The 24,228-nt window shown below is 58.4% G+C and carries 22 protein-coding genes and 2 pseudogenes; 13 read left to right on the top strand and 11 right to left on the bottom strand.

The window, feature by feature from the left end:
* Window positions 1–66: 66 nt before the first annotated feature.
* The 3 genes and pseudogenes from OK411_RS14815 to OK411_RS14805 form a co-directional block, all read left to right on the top strand.
* Window positions 67–1,095, top strand: a complete 1,029-nt coding sequence (locus tag OK411_RS14815) for a D-cysteine desulfhydrase family protein (protein WP_264365246.1) — start codon at window positions 67–69, stop codon at window positions 1,093–1,095.
* Between the two features lie 84 nt (window positions 1,096–1,179).
* Window positions 1,180–1,809 carry an isochorismatase family cysteine hydrolase gene (locus tag OK411_RS14810; protein WP_264365245.1) on the top strand — a complete coding sequence of 210 codons (630 nt, stop codon included), beginning with the start codon at window positions 1,180–1,182 and terminating at the stop codon, window positions 1,807–1,809.
* Window positions 1,810–1,814: 5 nt separating this feature from the next.
* Window positions 1,815–1,982 (top strand): annotated as a pseudogene (locus OK411_RS14805) (aldehyde dehydrogenase (NADP(+))); the annotation flags it as partial.
* A gap of 55 nt (window positions 1,983–2,037) precedes the next feature.
* On the opposite strand, the gene OK411_RS14800 reads toward OK411_RS14805, so the two are convergent.
* From OK411_RS14800 to OK411_RS14790, 3 genes are all read right to left on the bottom strand, one after another.
* Window positions 2,038–2,433, bottom strand: a complete 396-nt coding sequence (locus OK411_RS14800; protein WP_264365244.1) for a DUF1330 domain-containing protein — start codon at window positions 2,431–2,433, stop codon at window positions 2,038–2,040.
* 44 nt (window positions 2,434–2,477) lie between these two features.
* The gene (locus OK411_RS14795) at window positions 2,478–2,864 is read right to left on the bottom strand and encodes a putative quinol monooxygenase (protein ID WP_264365243.1); all 387 of its coding nucleotides are present in this window, start codon (window positions 2,862–2,864) and stop codon (window positions 2,478–2,480) included.
* A 172-nt stretch (window positions 2,865–3,036) separates the two neighbouring features.
* Complete coding sequence (locus OK411_RS14790; RefSeq protein ID WP_264365242.1) at window positions 3,037–3,801, bottom strand: SDR family NAD(P)-dependent oxidoreductase; 765 nt, start codon at window positions 3,799–3,801, stop codon at window positions 3,037–3,039.
* A gap of 293 nt (window positions 3,802–4,094) precedes the next feature.
* Between OK411_RS14790 and OK411_RS14785 the strand changes: the two genes are divergently transcribed.
* Complete coding sequence (locus tag OK411_RS14785; RefSeq protein WP_264365241.1) at window positions 4,095–4,586, top strand: cupin domain-containing protein; 492 nt, start codon at window positions 4,095–4,097, stop codon at window positions 4,584–4,586.
* Between the two features lie 6 nt (window positions 4,587–4,592).
* On the opposite strand, the gene OK411_RS14780 is transcribed toward OK411_RS14785, so the two are convergent.
* Both OK411_RS14780 and OK411_RS14775 read right to left on the bottom strand, forming a co-directional pair.
* Entirely contained in the window at window positions 4,593–5,504 is a 912-nt protein-coding gene (locus OK411_RS14780) for a LysR family transcriptional regulator (RefSeq protein WP_264365240.1), read from the bottom strand.
* 268 nt (window positions 5,505–5,772) lie between these two features.
* A complete protein-coding gene (locus OK411_RS14775) occupies window positions 5,773–6,594 on the bottom strand; it encodes an outer membrane protein OmpK (protein ID WP_016774745.1) in 822 nt (273 codons plus the stop codon).
* A 667-nt stretch (window positions 6,595–7,261) separates the two neighbouring features.
* Between OK411_RS14775 and OK411_RS14770 the strand changes: the two genes are divergently transcribed.
* The 5 genes from OK411_RS14770 to OK411_RS14750 all read left to right on the top strand — a co-directional run bounded on the left by OK411_RS14770 (window position 7,262) and on the right by OK411_RS14750 (window position 12,583).
* A complete protein-coding gene (locus OK411_RS14770; RefSeq protein WP_264365239.1) occupies window positions 7,262–8,284 on the top strand; it encodes an ABC transporter substrate-binding protein in 1,023 nt (340 codons plus the stop codon).
* Between the two features lie 75 nt (window positions 8,285–8,359).
* Window positions 8,360–9,385: an aromatic ring-hydroxylating oxygenase subunit alpha gene (locus OK411_RS14765; RefSeq protein WP_264365238.1), complete on the top strand. Its 1,026-nt coding sequence runs from the start codon at window positions 8,360–8,362 to the stop codon at window positions 9,383–9,385.
* Window positions 9,386–9,445: 60 nt separating this feature from the next.
* Entirely contained in the window at window positions 9,446–10,288 is an 843-nt protein-coding gene (locus OK411_RS14760; protein ID WP_319636913.1) for an ABC transporter ATP-binding protein, read from the top strand.
* A 19-nt stretch (window positions 10,289–10,307) separates the two neighbouring features.
* Window positions 10,308–11,111: an ABC transporter permease gene (locus tag OK411_RS14755; protein WP_076562906.1), complete on the top strand. Its 804-nt coding sequence runs from the start codon at window positions 10,308–10,310 to the stop codon at window positions 11,109–11,111.
* A 41-nt stretch (window positions 11,112–11,152) separates the two neighbouring features.
* Window positions 11,153–12,583: an amidohydrolase family protein gene (locus tag OK411_RS14750; RefSeq protein WP_264365236.1), complete on the top strand. Its 1,431-nt coding sequence runs from the start codon at window positions 11,153–11,155 to the stop codon at window positions 12,581–12,583.
* A 154-nt stretch (window positions 12,584–12,737) separates the two neighbouring features.
* Here OK411_RS14750 and OK411_RS14745 read toward each other — a convergent pair whose 3' ends face one another.
* A complete protein-coding gene (locus OK411_RS14745) occupies window positions 12,738–13,619 on the bottom strand; it encodes a LysR family transcriptional regulator (protein WP_264365235.1) in 882 nt (293 codons plus the stop codon).
* A gap of 108 nt (window positions 13,620–13,727) precedes the next feature.
* Between OK411_RS14745 and OK411_RS14740 the strand changes: the two genes are divergently transcribed.
* Both OK411_RS14740 and OK411_RS14735 read left to right on the top strand, forming a co-directional pair.
* The gene (locus OK411_RS14740) at window positions 13,728–14,729 is read left to right on the top strand and encodes a zinc-dependent alcohol dehydrogenase family protein (RefSeq protein ID WP_264365234.1); all 1,002 of its coding nucleotides are present in this window, start codon (window positions 13,728–13,730) and stop codon (window positions 14,727–14,729) included.
* Between the two features lie 45 nt (window positions 14,730–14,774).
* Window positions 14,775–14,915 (top strand): annotated as a pseudogene (locus tag OK411_RS14735) (cysteine hydrolase); the annotation flags it as partial.
* 46 nt (window positions 14,916–14,961) lie between these two features.
* Here OK411_RS14735 and OK411_RS14730 read toward each other — a convergent pair.
* The 5 genes from OK411_RS14730 to OK411_RS14710 all read right to left on the bottom strand — a co-directional run bounded on the left by OK411_RS14730 (window position 14,962) and on the right by OK411_RS14710 (window position 21,703).
* Window positions 14,962–16,962 carry an amidohydrolase gene (locus OK411_RS14730; RefSeq protein ID WP_413694515.1) on the bottom strand — a complete coding sequence of 667 codons (2,001 nt, stop codon included), beginning with the start codon at window positions 16,960–16,962 and terminating at the stop codon, window positions 14,962–14,964.
* Window positions 16,963–17,156: 194 nt separating this feature from the next.
* Window positions 17,157–17,849 carry a hydrolase gene (locus OK411_RS14725; protein WP_122507374.1) on the bottom strand — a complete coding sequence of 231 codons (693 nt, stop codon included), beginning with the start codon at window positions 17,847–17,849 and terminating at the stop codon, window positions 17,157–17,159.
* 233 nt (window positions 17,850–18,082) lie between these two features.
* Window positions 18,083–18,661: a nuclear transport factor 2 family protein gene (locus OK411_RS14720; RefSeq protein ID WP_016774755.1), complete on the bottom strand. Its 579-nt coding sequence runs from the start codon at window positions 18,659–18,661 to the stop codon at window positions 18,083–18,085.
* A 298-nt stretch (window positions 18,662–18,959) separates the two neighbouring features.
* Window positions 18,960–20,672, bottom strand: coding sequence for a sigma-54-dependent Fis family transcriptional regulator (locus OK411_RS14715; RefSeq protein ID WP_071172470.1), 1,713 nt, complete (start codon window positions 20,670–20,672; stop codon window positions 18,960–18,962).
* Window positions 20,673–21,052: 380 nt separating this feature from the next.
* A complete protein-coding gene (locus tag OK411_RS14710; RefSeq protein ID WP_071172471.1) occupies window positions 21,053–21,703 on the bottom strand; it encodes a hydrolase in 651 nt (216 codons plus the stop codon).
* A 503-nt stretch (window positions 21,704–22,206) separates the two neighbouring features.
* Between OK411_RS14710 and OK411_RS14705 the strand changes: the two genes are divergently transcribed.
* Together OK411_RS14705 and OK411_RS14700 are read left to right on the top strand one after the other, a co-directional pair.
* On the top strand, window positions 22,207–23,103 hold the full coding sequence (locus OK411_RS14705) for a LysR family transcriptional regulator (RefSeq protein ID WP_016774759.1): 897 nt from the start codon (window positions 22,207–22,209) through the stop codon (window positions 23,101–23,103).
* Between the two features lie 323 nt (window positions 23,104–23,426).
* The gene (locus OK411_RS14700) at window positions 23,427–24,167 is read left to right on the top strand and encodes an SDR family NAD(P)-dependent oxidoreductase (protein ID WP_016774760.1); all 741 of its coding nucleotides are present in this window, start codon (window positions 23,427–23,429) and stop codon (window positions 24,165–24,167) included.
* Window positions 24,168–24,228 lie beyond the last annotated feature (61 nt).

Below are 24,228 nucleotides of genomic sequence, written 5' to 3'. Positions count from 1 at the left end.
CCATTTGGCCGGGGCCTTGGTGAAGTGACCGCCCCACTTCCTTTCATCAACGTCAAGTGAACCGTCATGCCTCACGACTTGAATCAACTGAAAACTGCGCTGGCTGCTTACCCCCGAGTGACGCTGCTGGAAGGCCCGACACCGATTCAGAAGCTGTCCCGCCTGAGCCGGGCAGCCGAACTGCATGGCTGCAACCTGTACGTCAAACGCGATGACTTGATGGGCCTTGGCGGTGGTGGTAACAAACTGCGCAAACTTGAATTCCTGCTTGGCGAAGCATTGGCCGAAGGCGCCGACACACTGGTTACCTGGGGCGGTTTTCAATCCAATCACGCCAGGCTGACCGCCGCCGTCGCGGCCCGCCAAGGTTTGGCCTGCGAGCTTATCCTGACCCCGTCGGCGGTGCGCAGCGATGACGATTTTTGTCATAACGGCAACGTATTGCTCGATGGCCTGTTTGGTGCAAAGGTTCATCGACTGCCGCGGGGTTTGACGCCGGACAGCTACGCTGGCGAATTGCTCAGCGCGCTCAGAAGCCAAGGCAAAAAACCCTTCCTCATACCATTGGGCGGCTCCAGCCCCAGGGGCAGTCTGGGCTACGCCGCTTGTGCAGGAGAGATCCTCCGCCAGGCAGACGCGCTCGGCGTTCACTTCGAGCGGATCATCATCCCCAATGGCAGCGCCGGAACCCATTCAGGACTGCATGCAGGTCTGGCACTCGCTCGATCATCAACCGAAGTTATCGGCTACTCGGTGTTGGCCACAGAGGAGCAGGCCACGGCGACGACCTTGGGCAAAACTCGGGAAACCTTGCAGCTCCTGGACCCGTCCGCATCCCTTATGGAAAGCGCAATCACTGTGGATGGCAGTCAACGTGGCGACGCCTATGGCGCCCCCACCGAATCGATGTTGGAAGCGGTTCGGCTGCTGGCCTCGGTTGAGGGCTTGCTGACGGATCCGGTCTACGGTGGCAAGGCCTTCGCCGGGTTGCTCGCTGCCGTGCGCCAAGGCGACTACCCGGCGGGAAGCAATCTACTGTTTGTGATGACCGGCGGCTTGCCTGGCCTCTTTGCCTACCGCAGCGCCTTCAACTGACTTGAGCTTTTTCGTCGTCATAAAAAACTGATGCCCGGGCGAGCCCACAGCATCGGTCACTCAACTTGCGTGGAGTACATCGTCATGTCGAACGCCCCTTATCCGCTGAACCGCACCGCTTATCTGCTGGTCGATCCGTACAACGATTTTCTCTCGGAAAACGGCAAGGTCTTCCCCTTGATCAAGCCGATTGCCGAACAGGTCGGGCTGCTCGACAACCTGCGGGCCCTCGATCACGCCGTACGAGCGCAGAACATTCCGGTGGTCATCGTGCCGCACCACCGCTGGGAACACGGCGACTACGAAGGCTGGGATCATCCAACACCGACCCAGTGCAAAATCATGCACATGCACCACTTCGCACGCGGTGAATGGGGCGGCGAATGGCATCCCGATTTCGCGCCGAAGGACGGCGACATCGTCGTGCAGGAACATTGGGGCTCCAGCGGCTTTGCCAATACCGACCTTGATTTTCGCCTGAAGCAGAAAGGCATCACCCACGTGATCATCGTCGGCCTGCTCGCCAACACCTGCATCGAAGCGACCGCCCGCTACGCCTCGGAATTGGGCTACCACGTCACGCTGGTGCGCGATGCGACCGCCGCATTCCGTGCAGAAATGATGCACGCCGCCCACGAGTTGAACGGGCCGACTTTCGCTCACTCAATCGTCACCACCCAGGAATTGATTGAAGCGCTGGCAGTGCAGGAGTAATGGCGATGAACCTCACAGGACAGTTGATCATCGGCGCAGAAAACGTCGCGGCCACTGCCGGCACGATGAAGGCGCTCAACCCTGCCACTCATGAATGGATCGAACCGGACTTTGCCCTGGGCGACGCGGCGCACGTGCATCAGGCTGCCAGACTCGCGGACGAGGCGTTCGACAAGGACGCCACCCTCGCCATGCTCTTGATAATTCAATACGCCCCCAACTCGGTAGCTATTGCGCCGGTACTCCCTCGATCAAGTACACATCCGTTTTGGCTGAACGCTGACGAATTTTCCTCAACTCGGTGTATTCCTTAGAGTCGTACCAAGCCTGGGCTTTTTCGATGCTCGCAAACTCGATGACGACACGGCGACGCTTTGGCGCTTCACCCTCAAGCGAAATGGTCTTTCCTCCACGCACGATGAAATGCCCGCCATAGGGTTTGAAGGTTGATTCGACCTGCGCACTGTAAGGCTTCATCCCTTCGGGATCGGTAACCTCAAACTCGGCAACATAGTAGGCAAGTGGTGCTGCCAACTCGGCGTCTGCCGCCATCACACGACAGCTGCCCACCGCAAAATACGCCAGTCCTGACATCGCTACCGCCATTGCCTTTGATTTTTTCATTGCCTTCCTCCATTGATAAATCAGCGTGCCCAGCGGGCAATCGGTTACGGGCCAGGCCGTGGACTAAGCTCGATTGGCGTTGTTTCAATCAAACGCTTCGACAGAATCATCGACTTCGTAGCAACGGCGTATTTTTTGAAATGCGGCGATTCGATATGGCTTCGATATGCCGAGTCGCTGGCGTAGATTTCGAAAAAATGAAACCAGTTTGGGCGGTCGACTTCGGCGACCGCGTAGATAGATATGACGCCCGGCTCTATTCGAGTCGATTCCGCGATTTCCTCTCTGACTGCGGCCTGATAGGCCGCAACCTGTGCAGGATCGATTTCAAGTTGCGCGACGCGTACCACCAAGGCGTTTTCCTCGGCGGCCAGCGCTTGTCCTGCAAGTAATCCAGCCAAAGCGATCACTCCCAATAAACGTTTACCCATCAGCTTTCCCCTTCCTTTTGAATAACCCGGTCAGCAGGATGATGGTGGACAACGCAATTACCGTCATCATTCTTGTTTTGGGTGGATTCGATTCCAACATGTAGCTCTTCCTTTGATGTACGGGTGAAAGTCAGGCATGGCTTGAATCAGCGCGCTGTAAAACGTGGCACGATCACCGCATGACGAACCCGCCATCCACTGATATGGACTGGCCGGTGACATAACTGGAGGCGCTACTGCTTAACCACAGAACTGCGTCAGCGATCTCCTCTGGTTTGCCATGTCGGCCCATCGGCACTGCCTTGGCCATGGCCTCAAGGGCTGCGCCCTGCCCAGCCGCGACCATCTGATCGACCATCGGCGTCCAGATCAGTCCTGGGCAGACCGCGTTGACGCGAATATTCCGGGCTGCATATTCCAATGCCGCGCTTTTGGTCAGCCCTATCACTCCATGCTTGGCCGCGTGGTAGTTGGCACGCTCGGCGCCTCCGATCAGCCCGCCCAGAGATGAGCAGTTGACGATGGTGCCGCTGCCCTCGCGGCGCATGTGCTCCAGCTCAAATTTCATGCAGCTCCAGACGCCGCGAAGATTGACCGACATCACGTTGTCGTAATCCTCCACCGTGGCGTCAGCCGTTTCTGCAAGAATGTTCTGGATACCGGCATTATTGAAAGCAGCATCGAGGCGACCGAACGTTGCGACTGCTTCTTTCACCATGGCTTCGACCTCGTCGATTTGCGCAACATCGCAACGGATCCCGATAGCTTGATGACCGGCCTCCACCAAAGCCGTGGCGGCAGCATTGGCCGCGTCACCATCAAGATCGGCCAAGGCGACCGCAGCGCCAGCCTGGGCGAATGCCTTGGCCGTTGCCAGCCCGATACCGGAGGCGGCGCCAGTGACCAGGGCGACCCTGTTTTCAAATGAGAAGCTCATCGCTATTTCCTCTAATGCCAAAGCTGTTGGATCGGTTGCGGAGTTCGCAGAGGCCACCCACGCTAATCAACGAGCAAGAAGATGAATATGGGGCGAATCCGGGATGTGCTGGTGAGCGATACTCAGCAATCCAGACGGCGGATGCACGAGAGGGTGTGAGTCAGTTGGGGGGCAGGCGCACAGCTGAACTGATGAGCGAAATTCAACGCTTCATGTCGATTCAGCCATGTAGTCCTCTGGAGAGACATGCAATAGCTTGTCAGCTCAATGCCTATCCAACAGGAGCCTGCCGCATGAGAACACTCGCCACCGCCTCAATGCTGACTGTCGCGATCTTCACCCATGCATCTGCGCACGCAGCGGATCTACCGAAGGATCAAACCATGAGCATTGTCAGGAATGGCGACCAGGCCTCACTGATGGGGGCTCCGGGCAATTTCGTCGGCAACGCAAGGATCGACCCTCTTTTCGCTGCGCGTGAACCCTCTACTGTTTCGGCGGGCGCGGTGACATTCCAGCCGGGGGCTCGGTCGGGTTGGCACACACATCCCAAAGGCCAAACGCTTGTAGTCACTGCAGGCGTTGGCTGGATTCAGCAGGTGGGCGGTGAAAAAACCGTGATAAAGCCAGGCGATGTGATCTGGACACCGCCCGGCGTCAAACACTGGCACGGCGCGACCGCGACTACGGGGATGACGCATATCGCGATTCAAGAGGCCGTGGATGGCAAGAATGTCGTTTGGATGGAGCCGGTCAGCGAAGCGCAATACGAGGCATCGCGCTGAGGCCTCTCATGGCTCACCGAGGGGTTGCAGCTCGCGGATGAGGTCGATCAGCAGACGTAGCCCCATCGGTAACTGCCGGTGACTCGAGTAATACATGTGAAAACCAGGTGCGATACTGGCCCAATCATCAAGCACCGTTGTGACGTGACCGCTCGCGATTAGCGGCGCCATGGCCGGCTCTGGCGCGTACATCAAACCGGCACCCTGACGAGCTAAAGAAAGGCCGACACGGGTTTCGTCGATCGTAATCAATCCAGGCACAGTAATCGAAACTGCGTCCCCGCCCTTCTCGAACTCCCAATCGTACATACAGCCGTTGCCCAGGCGAATGCGTAAACAACGGTGCTTGAGCAGATCCTGAGGATGCTTCGGAACACCAAAGCGCTTCAGGTAGTGCGGAGCGCCGGCAACGACCCAGCGGATGTCCGGAGACAAGCGTTGAGCGATCATGTCCTCCGGTACAGTTCCGCCATAGCGTATCCCTGCGTCATGGCCACCACCGATAACATCGACGAACAGGTTGGTCACAGTCAGGTCAATCTGGATTTCCGGGTAGCGGTCGTTGAAGACGGGCAAAACCGGGCCAAGCAACAAATCTGCGGCATCGCTGAGCAAGTTCAAGCGAATACGACCCGTTGGCTCATCTCGGAAACGATTGAGCACTTCCATGGCCTGCCCCATCTCCAGCATGGGTTCACTTATCAGCTTGTACAGCTCTTCGCCCGCTGCGGTGAGGGTGACGCTGCGAGTGGTGCGATTGAGTAGCCGAACGCCGATTCTGCTTTCCAGCCCCTTGATGGCATGGCTCAAGGCAGAAGCACTGATACCCACCTCTTTGCCTGCGCGATTGAAGCTCTGATGGCGAGCAATGGCGAGAAAGTAGACAAAGTCTGCGAGGTTGGCGCGACTTACATTCATGAGGCCTCACACCTTGTAATTCGGGATGGAAGCAGGACGAGCGACCAAGTCAGATGATTCTACGGACCACTGGGACGTTTTTTGGTGAATTCTGCTCATCAAACAATTGCGTTGCGCTCATTACCGGATCTCCCGATCGGCAACGCTCCGGCTCACTACCGCGTACTGATGCGGCCTGGCTACCCGCTTGTTTTCTGCCAGCCTTAGACAGAATGAAACCGGGGCACCAAGCGCCCCGCTCCCACGTGCAACAGCTCCCTCTTTCACGTCAAAAATGCACCTTGAGCAAGAGACTCAACGCGTTCTGGTCGGTAGGGAATCCGCTCGTGTCTTCAATCCCGTATTTATTCGACCAGTAATCCCACTCAAGTCCCGCATAAAAACGTTTTTGCTGTTGCCCCAGCGCCTTGCCCACGTCGTATTTGACTTGTGGGTTGAAGTGAAAGCTCCTGGCCACATAGTTGGAGGTGCCTTTGTTGCCGACGTCGTTGACGTACCACTCCAGATAACCGTCGAAAAGAATGTCGGAGCGACCCACCGGGAGGGTCATGGACCAGGTCGGGTTGATCTGCCATTGACCTGAGGCCTTACCGGTGATGCCGTCGGGTTTGCGGTAGTAGGTATTCAGGGAAAAGCGGTCGAAGCCTGGAAGCACGAGGTCGACAGCGGGGCCCAACAGATATTTGCGATTGCGGTTTTCACCGCGCTCGTAGGTGGCGGCGATGAGTACGTCCTTGACGATGCCATAGCTCAGGGAGCGGTCACTGATTTTGCCCAGCGACAGCCGTGGGGAGAATTCACCGTAGTAGGAATGGCCGTCGGCACCCGAGAGTCCACTGGACCATTTGTTGTCGACGAACATGAAGATATCGCCCCACGTCCAGCCGCTGGCGTGTTCGAAGCTCAGCGTGTGCTGAGTATCGTCGCCAGTGCCGTCGACTTTGAAATGCTGGCCGTAGAGGTAGCTCAAGCTGTTGTCGTTCCACAACAGAGGGCCAGCTTCGGCGCCGGCGCTGGCCAGAGCTAACAGCGGCGGCAGGCTGCGACGCAGCAGTGAAGGTGCAAGTAATGGAATACGCGATGCGTTCATGGGCTGCCCTTGTCAGGTGATTGGCGGATATCACCGGCAAGGCATGCCCGAGCTGCGGATCAAGCAGCTGCTCTGGCCCTCAAATTAACGAGGGGCGACCCTTGCCGGGTACGCGGCGTAATGCCGCCAGAGCAATGCCCTGCACCTCGGGTTCTGTTGAGAGCCCTCTGTGCTGACCGCTTCTACTCGATTCCGGACTAAGCAGGGGTTGTGCCAACTGAGCGAATACAATCCTCAACCCTCATTCAGCACAATCGATGGGTAAAACTGAATACTTTGCAGCTATCGGTTGCGCACCAGATTGAGGCGCGCCCACTTGAATTCGCACCGTTGCGAATCGCCTGCCCACCTCCTGCTGATTGCCTCGCCCGCCGGATCCCGTGAGGGCGGGCCTGCGACGGCTTGGCACACTTTTGGCTATGACTGCTTTCGAGTAGAAGCGGTCAGTGCCAGCAATGGCACCGGGCATTGCTCTTGCGCCCCTCCCTGTGGGCGTACGTCCGATTGGATGCTTGAACGCGGCGCCAGCGCCCCGGGCAAGAGAGACGTGTCAGCCGTGTAACTACGCATATACGCCCTCTCTCCTCCCCTTGTTCTCTCCAATCGGTCCCTCGCTGGCGTGCCGATTGGCGCGCGGCGGTTTTCGAATCGTTGTGGAGAACACATCATGAAAATTCGCTTTGCCTTGGGTCAACCGCTTCGCTCGCTACTGGCCACGGCGCTTGTGCCCGCCGCCCTGATCGCGTCTCCACTGGCTTTGGCCAATGACAAGGTAGTGCTGCTCACTTCCTGGTATGCCCAAGCCGAACAGGGTGGTTTCTACCAGGCCCTGGCGGATGGACTGTATGAAAAAGAAGGCCTGGACGTGACCATCCGCATGGGTGGGCCGCAGGTCAATGGCATGCAGCTGCTGCTCAACAAGCAGGCCGATTTCATCGTCAACTACGACTTGCAGATTCTCAAAAGTGTGGAGCAAGGCCTGCCGGTGGTGGCCGTGGCCGCGCCCTTTCAAGGTGATCCTCAGGGGCTGCTGACCCATGCCGATGTGAGCGGCCTGGATGCTTTGCAGAACAAACAGGTGCTGGTGTCCACCTCCGGCCAGCAAACGTGGTGGCCGTGGCTCAAGGAAAAATACCAGCTCAAGGACAGCCAGGCCCGCCCCTACACCTTCAATCTGCAACCCTTCCTCGCGAACGCCAACACCACGCAGCAGGCCTATGCCAGCTCCGAGTTGTTCCAGGCGTTGAAGGCCGGGGAGAAAGCCAACTTCTTCCTGTTTGCCGACGCCGGTTACCCGCCCTACGGCTCGACCCTGGCCACTCGCCAGGATGTGATCGATCAGCATCCTGAGCGAGTCCAGCGCTTTGTTCGCGCCTCGATGGAGGGCTGGAAGCGCTACCTCGACAACCCGAGCGCCAACCACCTGATCAAGGCCGACAACCCGAACATGAGCGATGAATTGCTCGCCTGGGGCTTGTCGACGCTCAAGCAATACCGCCTGGTCACCGGCGGTGATGCCGCCACCCAAGGCATCGGCGTGATGAGCGATGCGCGCTGGCAGGCCACGCGCAATTTCATGGTCGAAGCCGGCCTGCTCGGTGCCGATGCGCCTTGGCAGAAGGCCTACACCACGCGCTTCGTCAAGGACTTGAAGGTACTGCCTGGCGCCGAACAGTCCGCCAGCCGCTGAGCCTGATTGCAAGACTGCTGAACCCAGAGCCCGAGCCCAAGAGCCGGCTGAACGAATACCGTGAGGACACTTGTTATGTTGGTCACCAAACAACCTGTATTGCGCCGTTTCTGGTATGCCCTGCTGCCCATGACCGCGCTGGATGCCGGCCCGCAGCCCTTCACTTTACTGGGTGAGGCGCTGGTGCTGTGGAAGCGTCCCGACGGCACCCCGGTGGCCATGCGCGACCGTTGCTGCCACCGCACCGCCAAGCTCTCGAAAGGCTTTGTCAGCGAGGACGGCAACATCGCCTGCGGCTATCACGGCTGGGAATACGACTGCACCGGCACCTGCGTGAAGATCCCGCAAAACCCCGCTGGCATGATTCCGCCGGGCGCCTCGGTCCAGGCCTTTCACTGCCAGGAAAAATACGGCTACGCCTGGGTCGCCCTCGACGATCCTCTGCAACCAATCCCTGAGTTTCCCGAGGATGGCGCCCCGGGCTACCGGCGCATCTTCCAGTTTTATGAAGAGTGGAAAACCAGCCCGCTGCGGGTCATGGAAAACTCCTTTGACAACTCGCATTTTTCCTTCGTCCACAAAGCCAATTTCGGCCTTTTCGACCAGCCCGCGCCGGCGGGCTACGAGTTTCGCGAAACCGACTACGGCTTCGAGGCGGAGACTCGGGTGCCGATCCGCAATCCTGAGGAGAGCTATCGCATCACCGGCACCCGCGAGCCGATCACCCAGCGCCACCTGATCAACCGCTATTACCTGCCGTTCTCCCGGCGCTTTGGCTGCATGTACCCGGACAGCGGCATCCACCACATCATCTACAACTGTGCGACACCCATGGAAGACGGGCGCCTGATGCTGGTCCAGTGGCTGTACCGCAATGACAGCGAAGAGCAATGCTCGACCCAGGAACTGATCGAATGGGACGCAGCGATCACCGCCGAAGACCGCGACATCCTCGAAGCCACCGATTACGACACCTGTGTCGATACTCGCCGGCGAGTGGAACTGCACATGCCGTCGGACAAGCCTGGCCTGGTGATTCGCCGGCAATTGCTGGGCCTGCTCGAAGCCCATGGTGAAAGTGAAGTGTTCCTCAGCCATTGAAGTCAGCGCCCCGGTGTGCCGGGGCTTTACCGGACGCTCATGACCCAAGGGGAGAGCGCTATGTTGATGCAAACCATAACTGGGGCCAACGCCCTGCCACAGGCGTTGCCACGGGGCGACAGCGTCGGCGTGCAAACACCGCTGTTCGCCAATCAGGTGGAAAAAACCTACAGCAACGGCACCCAGGCCTTGAGCCGGGTGAAGCTGGCCATTCAGCGCGGCGAGTTCGTTTCATTGCTCGGCCCGTCGGGCTGCGGCAAGAGCACCCTGCTGAAAATGTTCGCCGGCCTCGAAAAGCCCTCCGCCGGCCACGTGCGCTGGTGGGGCAAGGACAGCCCGGCCAGCCCGACCCAAGGGCAAAGCCTGGCGATGGTGTTCCAGGAGGCGACGCTGATGCCTTGGGCCAAGGTCAGCGACAACGTGCGCCTGCCGCTGGATCTGGCCAATGTGCCCAAAACCCAGAGCCAGCCAAAGGTCGACGCCGCCCTTGCCCTTGTCGGCTTGGACCGTTTCAGCCAGGTGTACCCGCGGGAACTGTCCGGCGGCATGCAAATGCGCGCGTCCATCGCCCGGGCCTTGGCCACCGAGCCCAATCTGCTGCTGATGGACGAGCCCTTCGGCGCCCTGGATGAGTTCACCCGCAACAAGCTCGACAGCGACCTGCGTCAGCTGTGGGCTAGCCGCGACCTGACCGTGGTGTTCGTCACCCACAGCATTTTCGAGGCCGTCTACCTGTCATCGCGGGTGGTGGTGATGGGTGCGCGCCCGGGCCGAGTAATCGCCGACATCGCAATCGACGGCCCGTTGGAACGAGACGAGGCCTACCGCACCTCCCCGGCCTTTATCGCGCAGTGCGCACGCCTGTCCCGGCTGCTGGCCGAGGCCAATGGCGATTCTTGCTGACTTTATTGAGAGCCCGCTCATGAACCCGTCCTTTACTCCCTGGTTACGTCACCCCACGGTGTTGCGCATCGTCTCGCCGCTGCTGCTCGGCACGGTATTGCTGGGTCTGTGGCAATTGGCATGTGTGGCCTGGAAGGTGCCGGTGTATCTGGTGCCCTCCCCGGTCGATATCGGCCGTACCCTGATCAGCGATGGCCCGATGCTGTTCGGTGCATTGTGGATGACCTTGAAGATCACTTTTTTCTCGTTTGCCCTGGCGGTGCTTATCGGCACCCTGGCAGCCTTTGTGTTTGTGCAGAGCCGCGTGCTGGAAGCCAGCCTGTTTCCCTACGCCATCCTGTTGCAGGTGACGCCGGTGGTGGCCGTGGCACCGCTGATCATCATCTGGTGCAGCAACACCACGCTGGCGTTGATTATTTGCGCGACCCTGGTGGCGATTTTCCCGATCATCGCCAACACCGTACTCGGCTTGCGCAGCGTCAACCCCGGCCTGCTCAATCTGTTCCGCCTGAACCGCGCCAGCCGCTGGCAGGTGCTGTTGCGCCTGCGCATTCCCAGTGCCCTGCCGTGTTTTTTTGCCGGGCTGCGCATTGCCAGCGGGCTGGCGTTGATCGGCGCGGTGGTGGCGGAGTTCGTTGCCGGCACCGGGGGCACCGGTGCAGGGCTGGCGTATCAGATCCTTCAGGCCGGCTTTCAACTGAATATTCCAAGGCTGTTCGCTGCCCTGCTGCTGATCGCCTTGACCGGTGTCGCGTTATTCAGCCTGATGGCCGTGCTGGCCCGGTTGAGCCTGCGCAACTGGCACGAAAGCGAACTCGGCTGACCCTTTGAATTCGCGCGCAGGCGCGGCGTATGGAGCCTCACATGAAATTTCAAAACAGCTGGCTGGTACGTAACGCCAGCGCCATCCTCACCGGCTTGTCCGGCGCGGCGGCGCGCCACGCCGGGCCTGATATCCGTATCGTCGACGGCCGCATCAGCGCCATCGGCGCCCTGCAACCCCAGCCCGGCGAGCGAGTGCTGGATGCCACCGATTGCGTGGTCTACCCGGCGTGGGTCAATACCCACCATCACCTGTTTCAGTCGCTGCTCAAAGGCATTCCTGCAGGTATCGACCAGAGCCTGGGAGCCTGGCTGGGTGCCGTGCCCTATCGCTATCGCGGCGCGTTTGACGAGCAAAGCTTTCGCCTCGCCGCGCGCATTGGCCTGGTCGAATTGGCACGATCCGGCTGCGCCACCGTCGCAGACCATCATTACCTGTACTTGCCGGGCATGGACTTTGACAGTGCCGAGGTGCTGTTCGAGGAAGCCGAACGGCTGGGGCTGCGGTTTGTCCTCTGCCGTGGCGGCGCCACGCAAGCACGACAAGCCGAAGGCAAGTCCGTGGCTGGGCCAGAGACCCTGGAGCAATACCTGGACGACGTCGAGCGTCTGGTGCGGCGCTACCACGACCCGGCCGCCGATGCCTGGCGGCGGGTGGTGATGGCGCCCACCAGCCCGCCCTACTCCATGCCTGCCGAACACCTGCGCGAAACCGCCCGGGTCGCACGGCGACTGGGCATTCGCCTGCACAGCCATCTGAGCGAAACCGTCGAATATCAAAATGAGGTGCAGCAACGCCACGGCATGTCGCCAGTGGCGTTCTGTGCCGAGCACGAGTGGCTTGGGCCGGACGTGTGGTTCGCGCATTTGGTGAAACTCGACGCCGAGGAAATCCGCATGCTCGGGGCCAGCGGTACGGGCATTGCGCATTGCCCGCAAAGCAATGGCCGCCTGGGCAGTGGCATTGCCAATGTGGTGGCCATGGAGGCTGCGGGAATGCCGGTGTCGATTGGCGTGGATGGCGCCGCCTCCAACGAGGCCTGCGACATGATCAGCGAAACCCACGCCGCCTGGCTGATGCAACGGGCCAGACTTGGCGAACAGGCCCGCCCGCGTTATGCCGGCGGTGACGAGGAAGGCGGTGCCAGCGCGGCCACGGTGGAAGACGTGGTGCGCTGGGGTACGTCTGGCGGGGCTCGGGTACTGGAGCTGGACGCCGTGGGCAGCGTGCAAGTGGGCATGGCGGCCGACCTGGCGATCTACCGCCTGGACCAGCCGCGATACTTCGGCCTGCATGACCCGGCGATCGGGCCGGTGGTGGGCGGAGGACGCCCGACGTTGCGCGCCTTGCTGGTCGGTGGCCGGTTGACCGTACACGACGACCAGTTGCCTGACTTCGACCTGGCCGAACTCGGCGCCCAGGCCCGGGACGCGGTGCGGCGGTTGCAGCAGGCCACAGGCGTACGCTCATGAGCTGATCTCCCCGGCACGTGCTGCCGTGCCAATACTCGGCCGTATCAAATGTCTGGTAGATGGAAAAATACGCCAGTAATCGACTTGGGACTGTCATCAGATAGTTTCAGGGTCCCGGAGAAGAAAGCAGCGGACGGCGTATCACAAGGCGCTGCTACAACAATTGCTCGCGTAGAAAATCGACGAACGCCATCGTCCGCGCTGAACGTCGTCGCTCGCGGCTGAGTACGGCGCTGACAGGCAGCGCGCTGGTCTGATAGTTGTCGAGTACGGTACTCACCCTGCCCTGCTCGACGTCAGCTGTGAACAGCCATTGCGGTGAGAGGGAAATACCCAGCCCGGAGAGCACCATTTCGCGGATGGCCTCGCTGCTGTTGCTGGTGACGTTGCCCTGAATGGCTACATCGAGTTCCTCGGCGCTGTGGGTAAAGTGCCAACGGTCGTAATGCTCCAGCAACGTGAAGGCGATGCAGTTGTGATCGGACAGTTCGCTGGGCTCACGTGGCACGCCGTGCAGAGCCAAGTAAGCGGGCGCGGCATAGACACGCCGTGGGCTTTTGCCCAGTGGCAGTGCCACCAATCCCTCGTTCTTCACCGCGCCAATGCGTATAGCCAGATCGATGTTTTCCTTGAGCAGGTCTTCATTATGGTCACTCAGCCGCAGGTCAATCCGCACACCTGGATGGCGTTGCAGGAAAATCCCTATGAGCGGTGCGATGCATAACCTTCCATAACTGACCGGGGCGGCGACTCGTAAAGGGCCGGCAATCTGCTCCTGGCCACTGGTGAAGCTTCGCGTGGCAGTTTCGACGTGGCCGAGAATTTCCTGGCAGTGGTCGTAGAAGCGTTGACCTTGGTCGGTCAGGGCCAGGTGCCGAGTGCTGCGTGCGAACAATGGCCCACCCAGGTACTGCTCCAGCGCGCGCACTTGTTTACTCACCGCCGGCTGCCCCATGTTCAGTTCACGGGCGACCGCCGAGAAAGACCCGCGCTCCACGACGCGGACAAAGACATGCATGCTGTCGAACAGATCCATCGACGATTGGTTCTCTTTGGGGAATAAGTCATATGCAAATTGGGTTTCTTATCGGAATGATTAAAGCGCGGCAATCTGTAAGCGTCCATCCCAACACAGGTTCCCGTCATGAAACATTCCATGCTTGCCGCCATCGCCGAGTCCGCTCAATCCCCGCTGGGCATCCGTCACATCGATCGCCCTGTTCCCGGTAAGGGGCAAGTCCTGGTCAGGGTTCACGCCGCTGGAGTCAATCCGCTCGATACCAAAATTGCCGCCGGCGCAGGGGCTCACGCCCGTCAAACGCTGCCGGCCGTGCTCGGCCTTGATCTCGCCGGTACGGTCGTTGAAGTGGGCGAAGCGGTCGACGGGTTCACCCCGGGTCAGGAAGTCTTCGGCATGCCCGGCGGGATCGGCGGTGCCCAAGGCACCATGGCCGAGTACATTGCCGTGGATGCCCGCTTGATCGCAGTCAAGCCACACACCCTCAGCATGCGTGAGGCGGCTGCATTGCCTTTGGTATTCATCACCGCGTGGGAAGGTCTGGTCGATCGCGCCAATGTCCGCTCCGGCCAGCGAGTACTGATTCATGGCGGCGCGGGTGGGGTCGGCCAAGTGGCTGTGCAACTGGCCAAGGCTCGTGGTGCCGATGTCTACGCCACCGGTTCGGCGGGCAGTCTCGACTTCATACGCTCGCTGGGGGCTACAGCGATCGACTATCAGGCACAGAGCGTTGAGGATTATGTCGAGCACTACACCGCCGGCGAAGGGTTCGACATTGTCTACGACACCGTCGGCGGCAGCACGCTGGATGCATCATTCAAAGCCGTGAAAGCCTATACCGGGCACGTGCTGAGCTGCCTGGGTTGGGGCCAGCACAGCCTGGCACCGTTATCTTTCAAAAGTGCCACCTACTCGGGCGTCTTCACCCTGGCGCCACTGCTCACCGGCAAAGGACGCGAACATCACGGCGCTATCCTGCGCGAGGCCGCTGCGCTGGCCAATGCGGGTCAACTGACAATCCGCGTGGATCAACAGCACTTTGCGCCGCAAGACGTCAACGAGGCATTTCGCCAAGTCGTCGAAGGCCGCGGCAAGGGCAAGACGGTGATCGAGTTTTTGGGTGCATAGTTCCTTGTAATCTCTTTAGAGCGCACTCGGCCAAAAGCGTGCGCAATGGTCCGCAACGTCCTCGCCGCCATTCTCCCAGCCAAAAGCGTCAAACACGTAGCACCCCACGAGTTGAACGGGCCGACCTTCGCTCATTCAATCGTGACCACCCAAGAATTGATTGAGGCGCTGGCAGTGCAGGAGTAATGGCCGATGACCCTCATAGGATAGCTGATCGATCACCGGCCCATTTTTACACGGCCCAACAGGAGCAGCCCAAGGCACCAAAAAAACTTCGAGGGTCCGATACTGGAGCATTGGATCCCCATGCACCGGCATGATCGTGACCGTGCAGGCCGCAAAAGCTTGCGCAGCCGCACGAGGCCGCGACTTGGGCGCGCAGCGGAGCCAGCGAGTTTCTGCCTGCTCCGTCTGGGTCTCCCCAAGCGCCATAACCTTTAAAGGTACGCGTCGGCGACCAGTCAGGCATGGCGGGCGGTAGCGGGTTGTCGTCAAACCTGGCGAATTGGCCGGCCCCGTAAACCACGCGCCCGCCAACCACGGTCATATCGGCGGTAAGAAATGAAATCTCGTCTTCAGGCACAGAGAAGTAGTCCTTACTTGGCACAATCAGGTCAGCAAAGTGACCGGTCTGGATGCGACCACGTTTGCCCTCTTCGTTAGAAAACCAGGCGACATTCTCTGTCCACATCCGCAACGCCGCTTCGCGATCAAGCAGGTTTCGTTGAGGGTACAGATTCAGACCGCCCACCGTTTTACCGGTTACCATCCAGGATAGCGAAACCCAGGGATTGTAAGAGGCAACCCGGGTGGCATCGGTGCCTGCAGACACTTTCACCCCTTTTTCCAGTATGCGCGCTACGGGCGGGGTCGCTTGCGCCGCACGGGCGCCGTAGCGCTCGACGAAGTACTCCCCCTGATAAGCCATACGATGTTGTACAGCGATGCCACCGCCGAGCGCGGCGATACGGTCGATCGATTTGTCCGAGATGGTTTCGGCATGATCAAAGAACCAATTGATGCCAGCGAGGGGGATGTCCTCGTTGACCTTCTCAAATACATCCAGCGCTCGGGTAATGGTTTCGTCGTAGGTGGCATGCAACCGCCACGGCCATCGGTTCTCTGCGAGGATGCGCACAACTTCCTCCAGTTCTCCCTCCATCTCGGGCTGCAGGTCCGGTCGCGGCTGGCGAAAATCTTCGAAGTCGGCAGCGGAAAACACCAACATTTCGCCCGCGCCGTTGTGACGGAAGTAGTCGTTTCCTTGCTTGTAGTTAACGCTGGAGGTCCACTTGAGGAAATCCTCCTTCTCTTCCTTGGGTTTCTGAGTGAACAGGTTGTAAGCCAACCTGACCGTCATTTGCCCATCGTTGTCCAACTTCTGGATCACTGCGTAATCGTCGGGATAGTTTTGGAAACCGCCGCCCGCATCAATAACCCCTGTCACACCCAAGCGATTGAGCTCGCGCATGAAATGGCGAGTGGAGTTGACCTGATAGTCGAAGGGCAACTTCGGTCCCTTGGCCAACGTGGCGTAAAGGATCGTCGCGTTGGGCGTGGCCAACAGCAGGCCCGTAGGCGCACCATTGGCATCGCGGTAAATTTTCCCGCCTGGTGGCTCGGGGGTATCTCGGGTGTAGCCGACCGCGCGCAAGGCCGCACCATTGAGCAAGGCCCGGTCATAGAGATGCAGAAGAAATACAGGTGTATCGGGCGCGATCGCATTGATCTCGGCTATGGTTGGCAAACGCTTTTCAACGAACTGGTGCTCAGTGAAGCCACCTACCACGCGAACCCACTGCGGTGCTGGAGTGTTAGCCACTTGGCGCTTGAGCATGTCCATGGCGTCAGCGAGTGAACGCACACCGTCCCAGCGCAATTCCAGATTGTAGTTAAGGCCGCCGCGGACCATGTGGGTATGGTTATCGACTAAGCCAGGGAGCACACAACGGCGCTTGAGGTCGACAACTTTTGTGGCTGAGCCAGCCAGCGCCATGACTTCCTGGTCTGACCCTACAGCCAGAAACTTGCCGTCTTTGATTGCAACGGCGTGGGCGACTGGGTTGGCGCGATCCAGTGTAGTGATCTCGCCATTGTGGAAAATGATGTCCGGAATTGAATCGGTCATATTGGGCCCTTCCCTACTTAGCGTTTCGGAAAAAGCGCTGCGTCCAAAGACACCCCCTAACGCTAAGGTGGAGGCGGCCTGGAGAAGTTTTCGGCGCGATGTCATAGGTAGAGGCCTCACAGATATAAAGCCCGTTTCCAGGGCCTTCAGGGAATAGCGAACCTTGCAAACCGGTTACTCACGTCTGACTGGACTTTTAAACTGCATACATCCTCATGCTCCACCTCGTGTTTTGGACAATAACGCCGATGGGTGGAGCTATCGCGTCAGCCCTGCGCGACAGCTCTTGCATAACGGATTTATTTAGCAGGGTTTGGACCGATGTGCTCGCCATGTTGCACCCGCTCAGGCGCCTTATGCACCATGGTGTAGGCATAATCCACACCCATCCCGTAGGCGCCGGAATGTTCCTGCACGATCCCCATCACGGCTTCATAGGTCTCCTTGCGCGCCCAATCCCGCTGCCATTCGAGCAGCACCTGTTGCCAGGTAACCGGTACGATACCGGCCTGAATCATGCGGTCCATGGCGTAGTTGTGCGCGTCGACCGAGGTGCCTCCCGAGGCGTCGGCAACCATATAGATTTCATAGTCTGTATCGCGCAGGCAGGACAGTGCGAAGGTCGTGTTGCAGACCTCGGTCCACAGGCCGGATACGACGATCTTCTTACGGCCGGCAATGGCGGACTCTGCCAAGGCATCACGAACGTTTTGGTCATCCCAGGAGTTCATTGAAGTACGTTCGAGGATTTTGTTCTGCGGATATACCGCTAGCAACTCAGGGTATGTATTGCCAGAGAAACCCTCGGTTTCCACAGTCGTGATGGTGGTAGGTATGCCGAACGCTTTGGCAGCCTTGGCCAACCCCACGACATTATTTTTCAGCACCTGCCGATCTATCGACTGCACACCAAAGGCCATTTGGGGCTGGTGGTCGATGAAAATCACTTGGCTGTTTTGCGGGGTCAGTATTTCTAAGTACTTGTTGGACATGGCGGATTTCCTTTGGTAAGTAGAGCAATACGAAAGCGGCGTTATGCGTGGCTGCGCAAGCAGAACGTTACCCGTCCTGGTAGTGCTAAAAGCCACTTTCCGGACGAGTTCAGGGGTGCCGAAAAGCCCCTTGAATTTACGAATGCAGCATTGTTCAGCCGCGTTCGCGGGGTTCAGTTAAATGCCCGAAAAACGCTTGCCAAGCTGCTTTTGCAAGTGCACATCATCTGCGGCTAATTCGCTCCCACCTTGAAGGGAAGTGCATCTTTGGATGTCTTCACGGTCCATGAACCGGACTGCCGGAACGAACTGGCAGACGCGTAGGTATCTTCCATGAACTGGAAATAGGTCATCTTTCCATCCTGAACTTTCGCATGGATGGAAAACGGTGATGTGAACAGATGTCCGACCGCCACGGAGCGGTAGGTGAACTTACCGAAAATCGCGACATCTTCGCCGGAAGCGATTTTGGTAGTAATCGTAAAGTCTTCGATTTTCCAGTAGTTTGAGACCTGCAAAAACAAAGAGCTAAAGGCTTTGGGACCTTTGTTTGTGCCGGTCCACGGCATGATTTTTCTGAGTTCTGGATTGTCAAAGTTTAGAGAAACATAGGTGGCGTCTGGAGCTGCCAACCTCATCGCCGCGGCTTCGACTTTATCGGGTGCGGTATTGGCCAGGAATTCCACGACAACCGCTAGTGAAGCAGCAGATTGCGCTTCAGTAGCTGACTGCGCCGACGCTGGAGTGATTGTTACTAACCATGAGGCGAGCGCCATTGCTGCAGTGATCAATTTGATGCTTCGAGTATTCATGAACTCTCCATTTATGAGTACGATTTTGCGATTCGCGGTCATCCAACCCATGTTGCAAATTGCTACGTGTCGAAAAGCGACAATTGGTACTGGAGCAAGGGCTATGCCAATTTTATAAAACTTATATAAATCGATATTTATCAATGACATATAACTTAATGTGATGTCGCGAGTATCGGGCTCGGAGTTTATCGAAGGGCTTGTTTGATCATTTGATGAAGTCTCGGCGAGGTTTTGTTGATTTGATCAATCCAGCTCGAGCGTGGTCCACGGTGAACCGCCAGGCGGCCACGCAAAGTCACTCAAGACTCTCGTCATGCAACAAGCCGCTTTTCTTCAGGCGATAGGCCAGTGCCGGCCGGGTCAAGCCGAGCATGCGAGCGGCTTGCGAGACGTTTTGGTGTGAAAGCTCCATGGCGCGGCGCATCAGCCGTTCTTCCACAGCATCCAGGCTGATGTTTTTATCAAAGATCTGCGTAACCCAATCGGGACAAGGTTCTTCACCGCCAGCCTGAACTAACGCGCCATCAGAGTTGAGACGATCACCGTGCGAATCGTCTGTTTTTGGGAAGACTGCAAAGAGTGCATCCTGGCCTATGGTCTCGTTGCTGTCGGTCAGGATGACGCCACGCTCAATCGTATTTTCCAATTCGCGAATATTCCCCGGCCAGGCGTAGCGGCGACACAATTCAAGAGCTTTGTCTGATAAACCCAGCGTTCGCTTGTGATATTGCAAGTGAAATTTGCTTATAAAGTGCTCGGCCAGCAGTGGCAGATCTTCAAGTCGCTCGCGCAGTGGGGGAATCTGCACCGGAAACACATTCAAGCGGTAATAAAGATCGGCGCGAAACCGGCCCGCTTCGACGGCGTCGGCGAGGCTTTCATTGGTAGCAGCGATGACTCGCACATTGATCTTGCGGGTTCGGGAATCGCCTACCCGTTCCAGTTCACCCTCTTGCAGTACCCGAAGTAATGTCGCCTGCGCTCTGGGCGTCAGCTCCACCACCTCGTCTAGAAAAATCGTCCCTCCGTTGGCCCGTTCAAAGCGTCCTGGGCGGGTTTGATTGGCGCCGGTAAAAGCGCCTTTCTCAACACCAAACAATTCGGCTTCAATCAGGTCCTGAGGAATGGCAGCGCAGTTCACTGCGACAAACGCTTGCTCGGCGCGATCACTGCGCAGATGCACGCTCCGTGCGATGACCTCCTTGCCGACGCCAGTTTCTCCGAGCAGTAGGACGGAAATTTTTCCTTTGGCAGCCTTGTCGATCATCTTGCATACCTTCAAATAGGCAGGCGAGCGCCCTACTCCATAGAATTGAGCTTCCTGCTTCTCCAGGCTTCTACGCAGAGAGCTGATCTGTGATTGCAGTTCATACAGCTCCTCGATGATTGGGTCGGCTTGAAAGTACTGTCTGAATTCTGCGGCGTTCTCCCATTCCTCGGCAGGTTTACCAATAATGATGCAGCGCTCATCCCCGCATCCGCGACAGGTCGTTTCTTGGATGATGATTTCGCGTTTCATGAATGAAGAACTGTACGCACAGGCGTAGCCCAACAAAGACCAACAGACTGGTTCCTCCATCAGGCCGACTTCAGTCAGGCAAGTCTCGACCTCAAAGGAGTCAATCCATTCGAGCTCGCAATAAAAATGGCCGCTCTCCTGATCCAGCTCTAACTGAATGGGTTTCGCATTGACCATACCTTTGAGGGAATGCAGTTGCGGGCCGACCAGAAACATCTGCAACTGCGGACTGTCTGGTCTGAGCTTGCGGGCCATTTCCGCATCCTTGAGTCCAGACTGGTAGCCAAGGCGCAAGAAGAACCCCTTGGCGCGGTCGACGCCGAGGCTATTGATGAGTTCACGGCGAAAATTAGCCATCGCCGATACCTGCATCAACAACATGCGCTGCTCGCCAAACCAGATCTTGCCTTCCGTGCTTTGAAAGCGAACCTGGTCGCTCAGGTCGTGAAAGCCGGAATAGTGGAGCTCAGGGTTGTAACTGACAGCCATTGAGAGAGACCTCGATTATTGTTTTGAGCGGTCTTGATCAAGCTGTGGCGCCGAGTGAAAGCACCGAAACAATCGATCGCGATATGAAGGGATTTTAGTGCATTGCTACGCAGAGCCAGCGGGCCTCCCAATGCAAAGACATGACGGTGCACGGGCTTCGCGGGCAGATGAAGGCAGTTACCAAGCGCCAAAGTCAGCCAGGCTTAATGTTGGTGATCTGGCCCGAGCCGGCCATGTGCTGTGTTGGACTAGGTATTGGTCATTCGCAATATCCCAGCAGATTGCGAATGCACGCCTTCAGTATCGGCCGTCGATGAACGCGGGAATGGGGCGCCTCCCTGGCAAAGCGGTACTTCACTGGCCCCTCACTCCCGTGCTGATCAACCTTCAGCGGGTACCGGCGTGTCGAGCAATTGCTGCTCCCACAGATAAGCAATGCCGCTACCTGCAGCATGCTGGAGAAGCACATCGGTTACAGCGCCTGCCGTATCGAGGCGTGCCCAGTCGCGTTGCCATTCAGCCATGACTGCCAACCAGGTCATGACATTTGCCCCGGCGCCGACCATGCGTTGGATGGCGACTTGATGGGCTTCGACCGAAACGCCACCGCACGCGTCGGTGACCACGGTAACGTCCCAGCCCTCGCCTAGTGCTTGAATCGCTGGCATGGCGACGCAGACCTCAGTCCACAGGCCAGCCAGGACCAATTGCTTGCGGCCTGTTGCCTTGACCGCGTCCACTACTTTCTTGTCTTCCCAAGTATTGATGAGCGTTCGGTCAATCACCTCCTGACCGGGGAAAACGTCGGTGATTTGCGGAAAGATCCAACCGCCACGCTCGGCAATCACACTGGTCAGAATGGTCGGGACGTTAAACGCCTTCGCAGCCTTCGCCAATGCTGTCGCACAGTTGACCGCTGCGTGCGGATCGTGGCTATTGAGATTGGTGAGTTGAAAAGGCTGGTGGTCGATCAACACAAGTACGGAGTCTTCTGGACGAAGAAGCGAAGCAAGACCGTTACGAAAAGCCATTAATCCATCCTCTAGTTGCCGTGGGTTGGCACGTTTATTTGCGGGATCAGTTTCCGTGCAGCGCGCCTTATGAGCGGCGATGCCTCATGCACTGTGCAGCGCCCTCAAACCTTCGGGTAGTAGCAGCGAATGACTAACTGTGTCGCGCAATGAGGAACGCAACGGTTTTTGCTGCCATTGTCTGGCGATGGCTTCACGGCTTCATGACGACGCGCCCCAGCGGTTTGCTTCGCTCCGCGAAGTCATGCGCAGCAGCCTGCGATAGGGTAAAGGCCCGTTCAATGACAACCCGTATACGCTCCCGCAATACATCCTGTAGCAGCTTGTCGACACTCGCACGCACTGCCGGCCGCTCGAAAAGCGGCCCCATGTACGCACAGATCAGGACGTCCCCGGGAACCGCTATTGGCGCCAAGGCGCGAACTCCGTAATGTGCAGTTCAGATGTACGTTCTGGTAGTCGCATTCCGTGCGTAGCTGCGTGGCAAAAAAAGGAACGTGGAAATGGATATAGAAGAGCTTGAAACCTTTGTAGAAGTGGCCGATGCCGGCGGCATTTCCCGTGCGGCAACGCGCCTGGGCACGTCGAAATCTATCGTCAGTCGCCGGCTTGCCCGCCTGGAAGCAGAGCTGGGCGTGCAACTGATGGCGCGTACCACCCGCGGTGCGGCCCTTACCGAAGCTGGGGCGACCTTCCGCGACTACGCCGCCAGAATATGCGCTGAGGCCGAGTCGGCACGCGATGCGATCTTGCCTTCCGGCGAGCTTTGTGGCCGCCTGCGGATCGCCGCGCCCCTGACTTTGGGGCCAATACATTTCGCGCCGATCCTCGCGGAAATGGCCAGGCGTCACCCACAGCTTCATGTGCAAACGAACTACACCGATCGTTTCGTTGACCTCATCGCCGAGGGGTATGACTGCGCGATACGGGTGGGCTACCTCCCCGATTCCAACATGATCGCCCGGTGTATCGGACCGATCTTTGGCCAATTGGTGGCAAGCCCCGTCTATATCAAGGCGCATGGAGCGCCCGAAACACCCGACGAAGTCGTCAGCCACCAAGCACTGATGCAAGGCAATGAATCGTGGTCATTCATGGATGGTGACACGATGGTTACGGTGCGCCCGCAGGGAACGTTCAAAGCCGACAATGGCACCGCATTGCTGGCCGCAGCTTTGGCCGGCATCGGCATTGCCTGGTTACCTGACTGGGTCACGCATGAGCATTTGGCGAGCGGCGCACTTGTAGCGATCATGACGGATTATCCGCCGCCTCCAGCAGGCGCTTATGTAGTTCGACCGCCAGGCCAGCACCCTGCGCGAAAGATAAGGGTGCTCACCGAATTGCTGCTTGAATACTGCGACCAGGCGGCACATATTCCTGAGTCGCCACAGAGCTGAAAGACCCGATTGCAAGCTCCCTTAGAGTGAGTCCTGAAAGCAAAGTATGGATACCAGGCTTACTTATTGATCCATCAGAGCTATCGCGGCTAATACGTCCAGTCCTGATCAGCGCACCCGAGTATTTCTCCAAAGTTTCATTCCTCACTCGCGAATAACGCCAACACCCGGTTGGATGTTCCGATTTGTGCGACACAGTAATACAACCCACGAGACTACAAACCAAGGAACTGGATCCCTAATATCCGCCCCCGTATCGGCACGCTTGCACCATCCCTGGTGAATGCGCGCGGCCAAATAACTGCATGCCAGACAGGTGAGTAATGATCGATTTGGAAGGAAAACGTGCGTTGGTGACGGGAGGAGCTCGCGGGATCGGCGCCGCTATCGCAGTGGCACTGGCAGAGAATGGCGCCGATGTTGCGTTCACCTACCAGCAGTCGACGGAAAAAGCTGAGGCAGTGGCCAAATTCATCGCTGATAAAGGGCGTCGTGCTATCGCGATTCAAGCCGACAGTGCCAACCCGCAAGCCATTGAATGCGCAGTCGCGCAGGCCATCTCGACGCTGGGCGGCCTCGATATTCTCGTCAATAGCGCGGCTATCGGCTTGAACGGAATGATCGCCGACATTGATGTAGACGACTATCAAGCACTGATGGATATCAACGTGCGAGGCCCCGTCCTGTTCGCAAAGGCGGTCATCCCGCATCTGCCCGCTGGCGGAAGAATCATCACAATTGGCTCGGGACTGGCAGAGCGGGTGCCCTTTGCGGGTGTAACAGCCTATGCAATGTCCAAGTCGGCGTTGCTCGCATTCACCCGGGGTTTGTCACGTGAACTCGGCCCCACCGGCATAACCGTTAATCTTGTTCAGCCGGGATCGGTCGACACCGACGCAAATCCAGCCTTCGGCCCCGCCGGCGACTTTCAGCGGAGCCTGTCGTCCTTGGGACGTTTTGGCGAGCCTCGCGAGGTTGCGAGTGCGGTGGTCTATCTGGCCAGTCCTGCCGCGAGCCTGATCACTGGCGCCATCCTGACCGTGGACGGCGGTGCGACCGCTTGACTAACGCTCAGGCAGCTGTCCGCAGTGGACGGCAGCCATGGATTGTTGGTCAGGGGTTGAA

Origin of the sequence: Pseudomonas sp. RG1, assembly GCF_025910115.1 — a bacterium.
GTDB lineage: Bacteria > Pseudomonadota > Gammaproteobacteria > Pseudomonadales > Pseudomonadaceae > Aquipseudomonas > Aquipseudomonas atacamensis.
This window is presented reverse-complemented; position numbering and strand designations above follow the sequence as displayed.

Bases quoted from the DNA above. Each gene is read 5' to 3' on its own strand.
- OK411_RS14815 (WP_264365246.1), top strand. From the start codon at position 67: ATGCCTCACGACTTGAATCAACTGAAAACTGCGCTGGCTGCTTACCCC.
- OK411_RS14810 (WP_264365245.1), top strand. From the start codon at position 1,180: ATGTCGAACGCCCCTTATCCGCTGAACCGCACCGCTTATCTGCTGGTC.
- OK411_RS14800 (WP_264365244.1), bottom strand. From the start codon at position 2,433: ATGAAAAAATCAAAGGCAATGGCGGTAGCGATGTCAGGACTGGCGTAT.
- OK411_RS14795 (WP_264365243.1), bottom strand. From the start codon at position 2,864: ATGGGTAAACGTTTATTGGGAGTGATCGCTTTGGCTGGATTACTTGCA.
- OK411_RS14790 (WP_264365242.1), bottom strand. From the start codon at position 3,801: ATGAGCTTCTCATTTGAAAACAGGGTCGCCCTGGTCACTGGCGCCGCC.
- OK411_RS14785 (WP_264365241.1), top strand. From the start codon at position 4,095: ATGAGAACACTCGCCACCGCCTCAATGCTGACTGTCGCGATCTTCACC.
- OK411_RS14780 (WP_264365240.1), bottom strand. From the start codon at position 5,504: ATGAATGTAAGTCGCGCCAACCTCGCAGACTTTGTCTACTTTCTCGCC.
- OK411_RS14775 (WP_016774745.1), bottom strand. From the start codon at position 6,594: ATGAACGCATCGCGTATTCCATTACTTGCACCTTCACTGCTGCGTCGC.
- OK411_RS14770 (WP_264365239.1), top strand. From the start codon at position 7,262: ATGAAAATTCGCTTTGCCTTGGGTCAACCGCTTCGCTCGCTACTGGCC.
- OK411_RS14765 (WP_264365238.1), top strand. From the start codon at position 8,360: ATGTTGGTCACCAAACAACCTGTATTGCGCCGTTTCTGGTATGCCCTG.
- OK411_RS14760 (WP_319636913.1), top strand. From the start codon at position 9,446: ATGTTGATGCAAACCATAACTGGGGCCAACGCCCTGCCACAGGCGTTG.
- OK411_RS14755 (WP_076562906.1), top strand. From the start codon at position 10,308: ATGAACCCGTCCTTTACTCCCTGGTTACGTCACCCCACGGTGTTGCGC.
- OK411_RS14750 (WP_264365236.1), top strand. From the start codon at position 11,153: ATGAAATTTCAAAACAGCTGGCTGGTACGTAACGCCAGCGCCATCCTC.
- OK411_RS14745 (WP_264365235.1), bottom strand. From the start codon at position 13,619: ATGGATCTGTTCGACAGCATGCATGTCTTTGTCCGCGTCGTGGAGCGC.
- OK411_RS14740 (WP_264365234.1), top strand. From the start codon at position 13,728: ATGAAACATTCCATGCTTGCCGCCATCGCCGAGTCCGCTCAATCCCCG.
- OK411_RS14730 (WP_413694515.1), bottom strand. From the start codon at position 16,962: ATGACATCGCGCCGAAAACTTCTCCAGGCCGCCTCCACCTTAGCGTTA.
- OK411_RS14725 (WP_122507374.1), bottom strand. From the start codon at position 17,849: ATGTCCAACAAGTACTTAGAAATACTGACCCCGCAAAACAGCCAAGTG.
- OK411_RS14720 (WP_016774755.1), bottom strand. From the start codon at position 18,661: ATGAATACTCGAAGCATCAAATTGATCACTGCAGCAATGGCGCTCGCC.
- OK411_RS14715 (WP_071172470.1), bottom strand. From the start codon at position 20,672: ATGGCTGTCAGTTACAACCCTGAGCTCCACTATTCCGGCTTTCACGAC.
- OK411_RS14710 (WP_071172471.1), bottom strand. From the start codon at position 21,703: ATGGCTTTTCGTAACGGTCTTGCTTCGCTTCTTCGTCCAGAAGACTCC.
- OK411_RS14705 (WP_016774759.1), top strand. From the start codon at position 22,207: ATGGATATAGAAGAGCTTGAAACCTTTGTAGAAGTGGCCGATGCCGGC.
- OK411_RS14700 (WP_016774760.1), top strand. From the start codon at position 23,427: ATGATCGATTTGGAAGGAAAACGTGCGTTGGTGACGGGAGGAGCTCGC.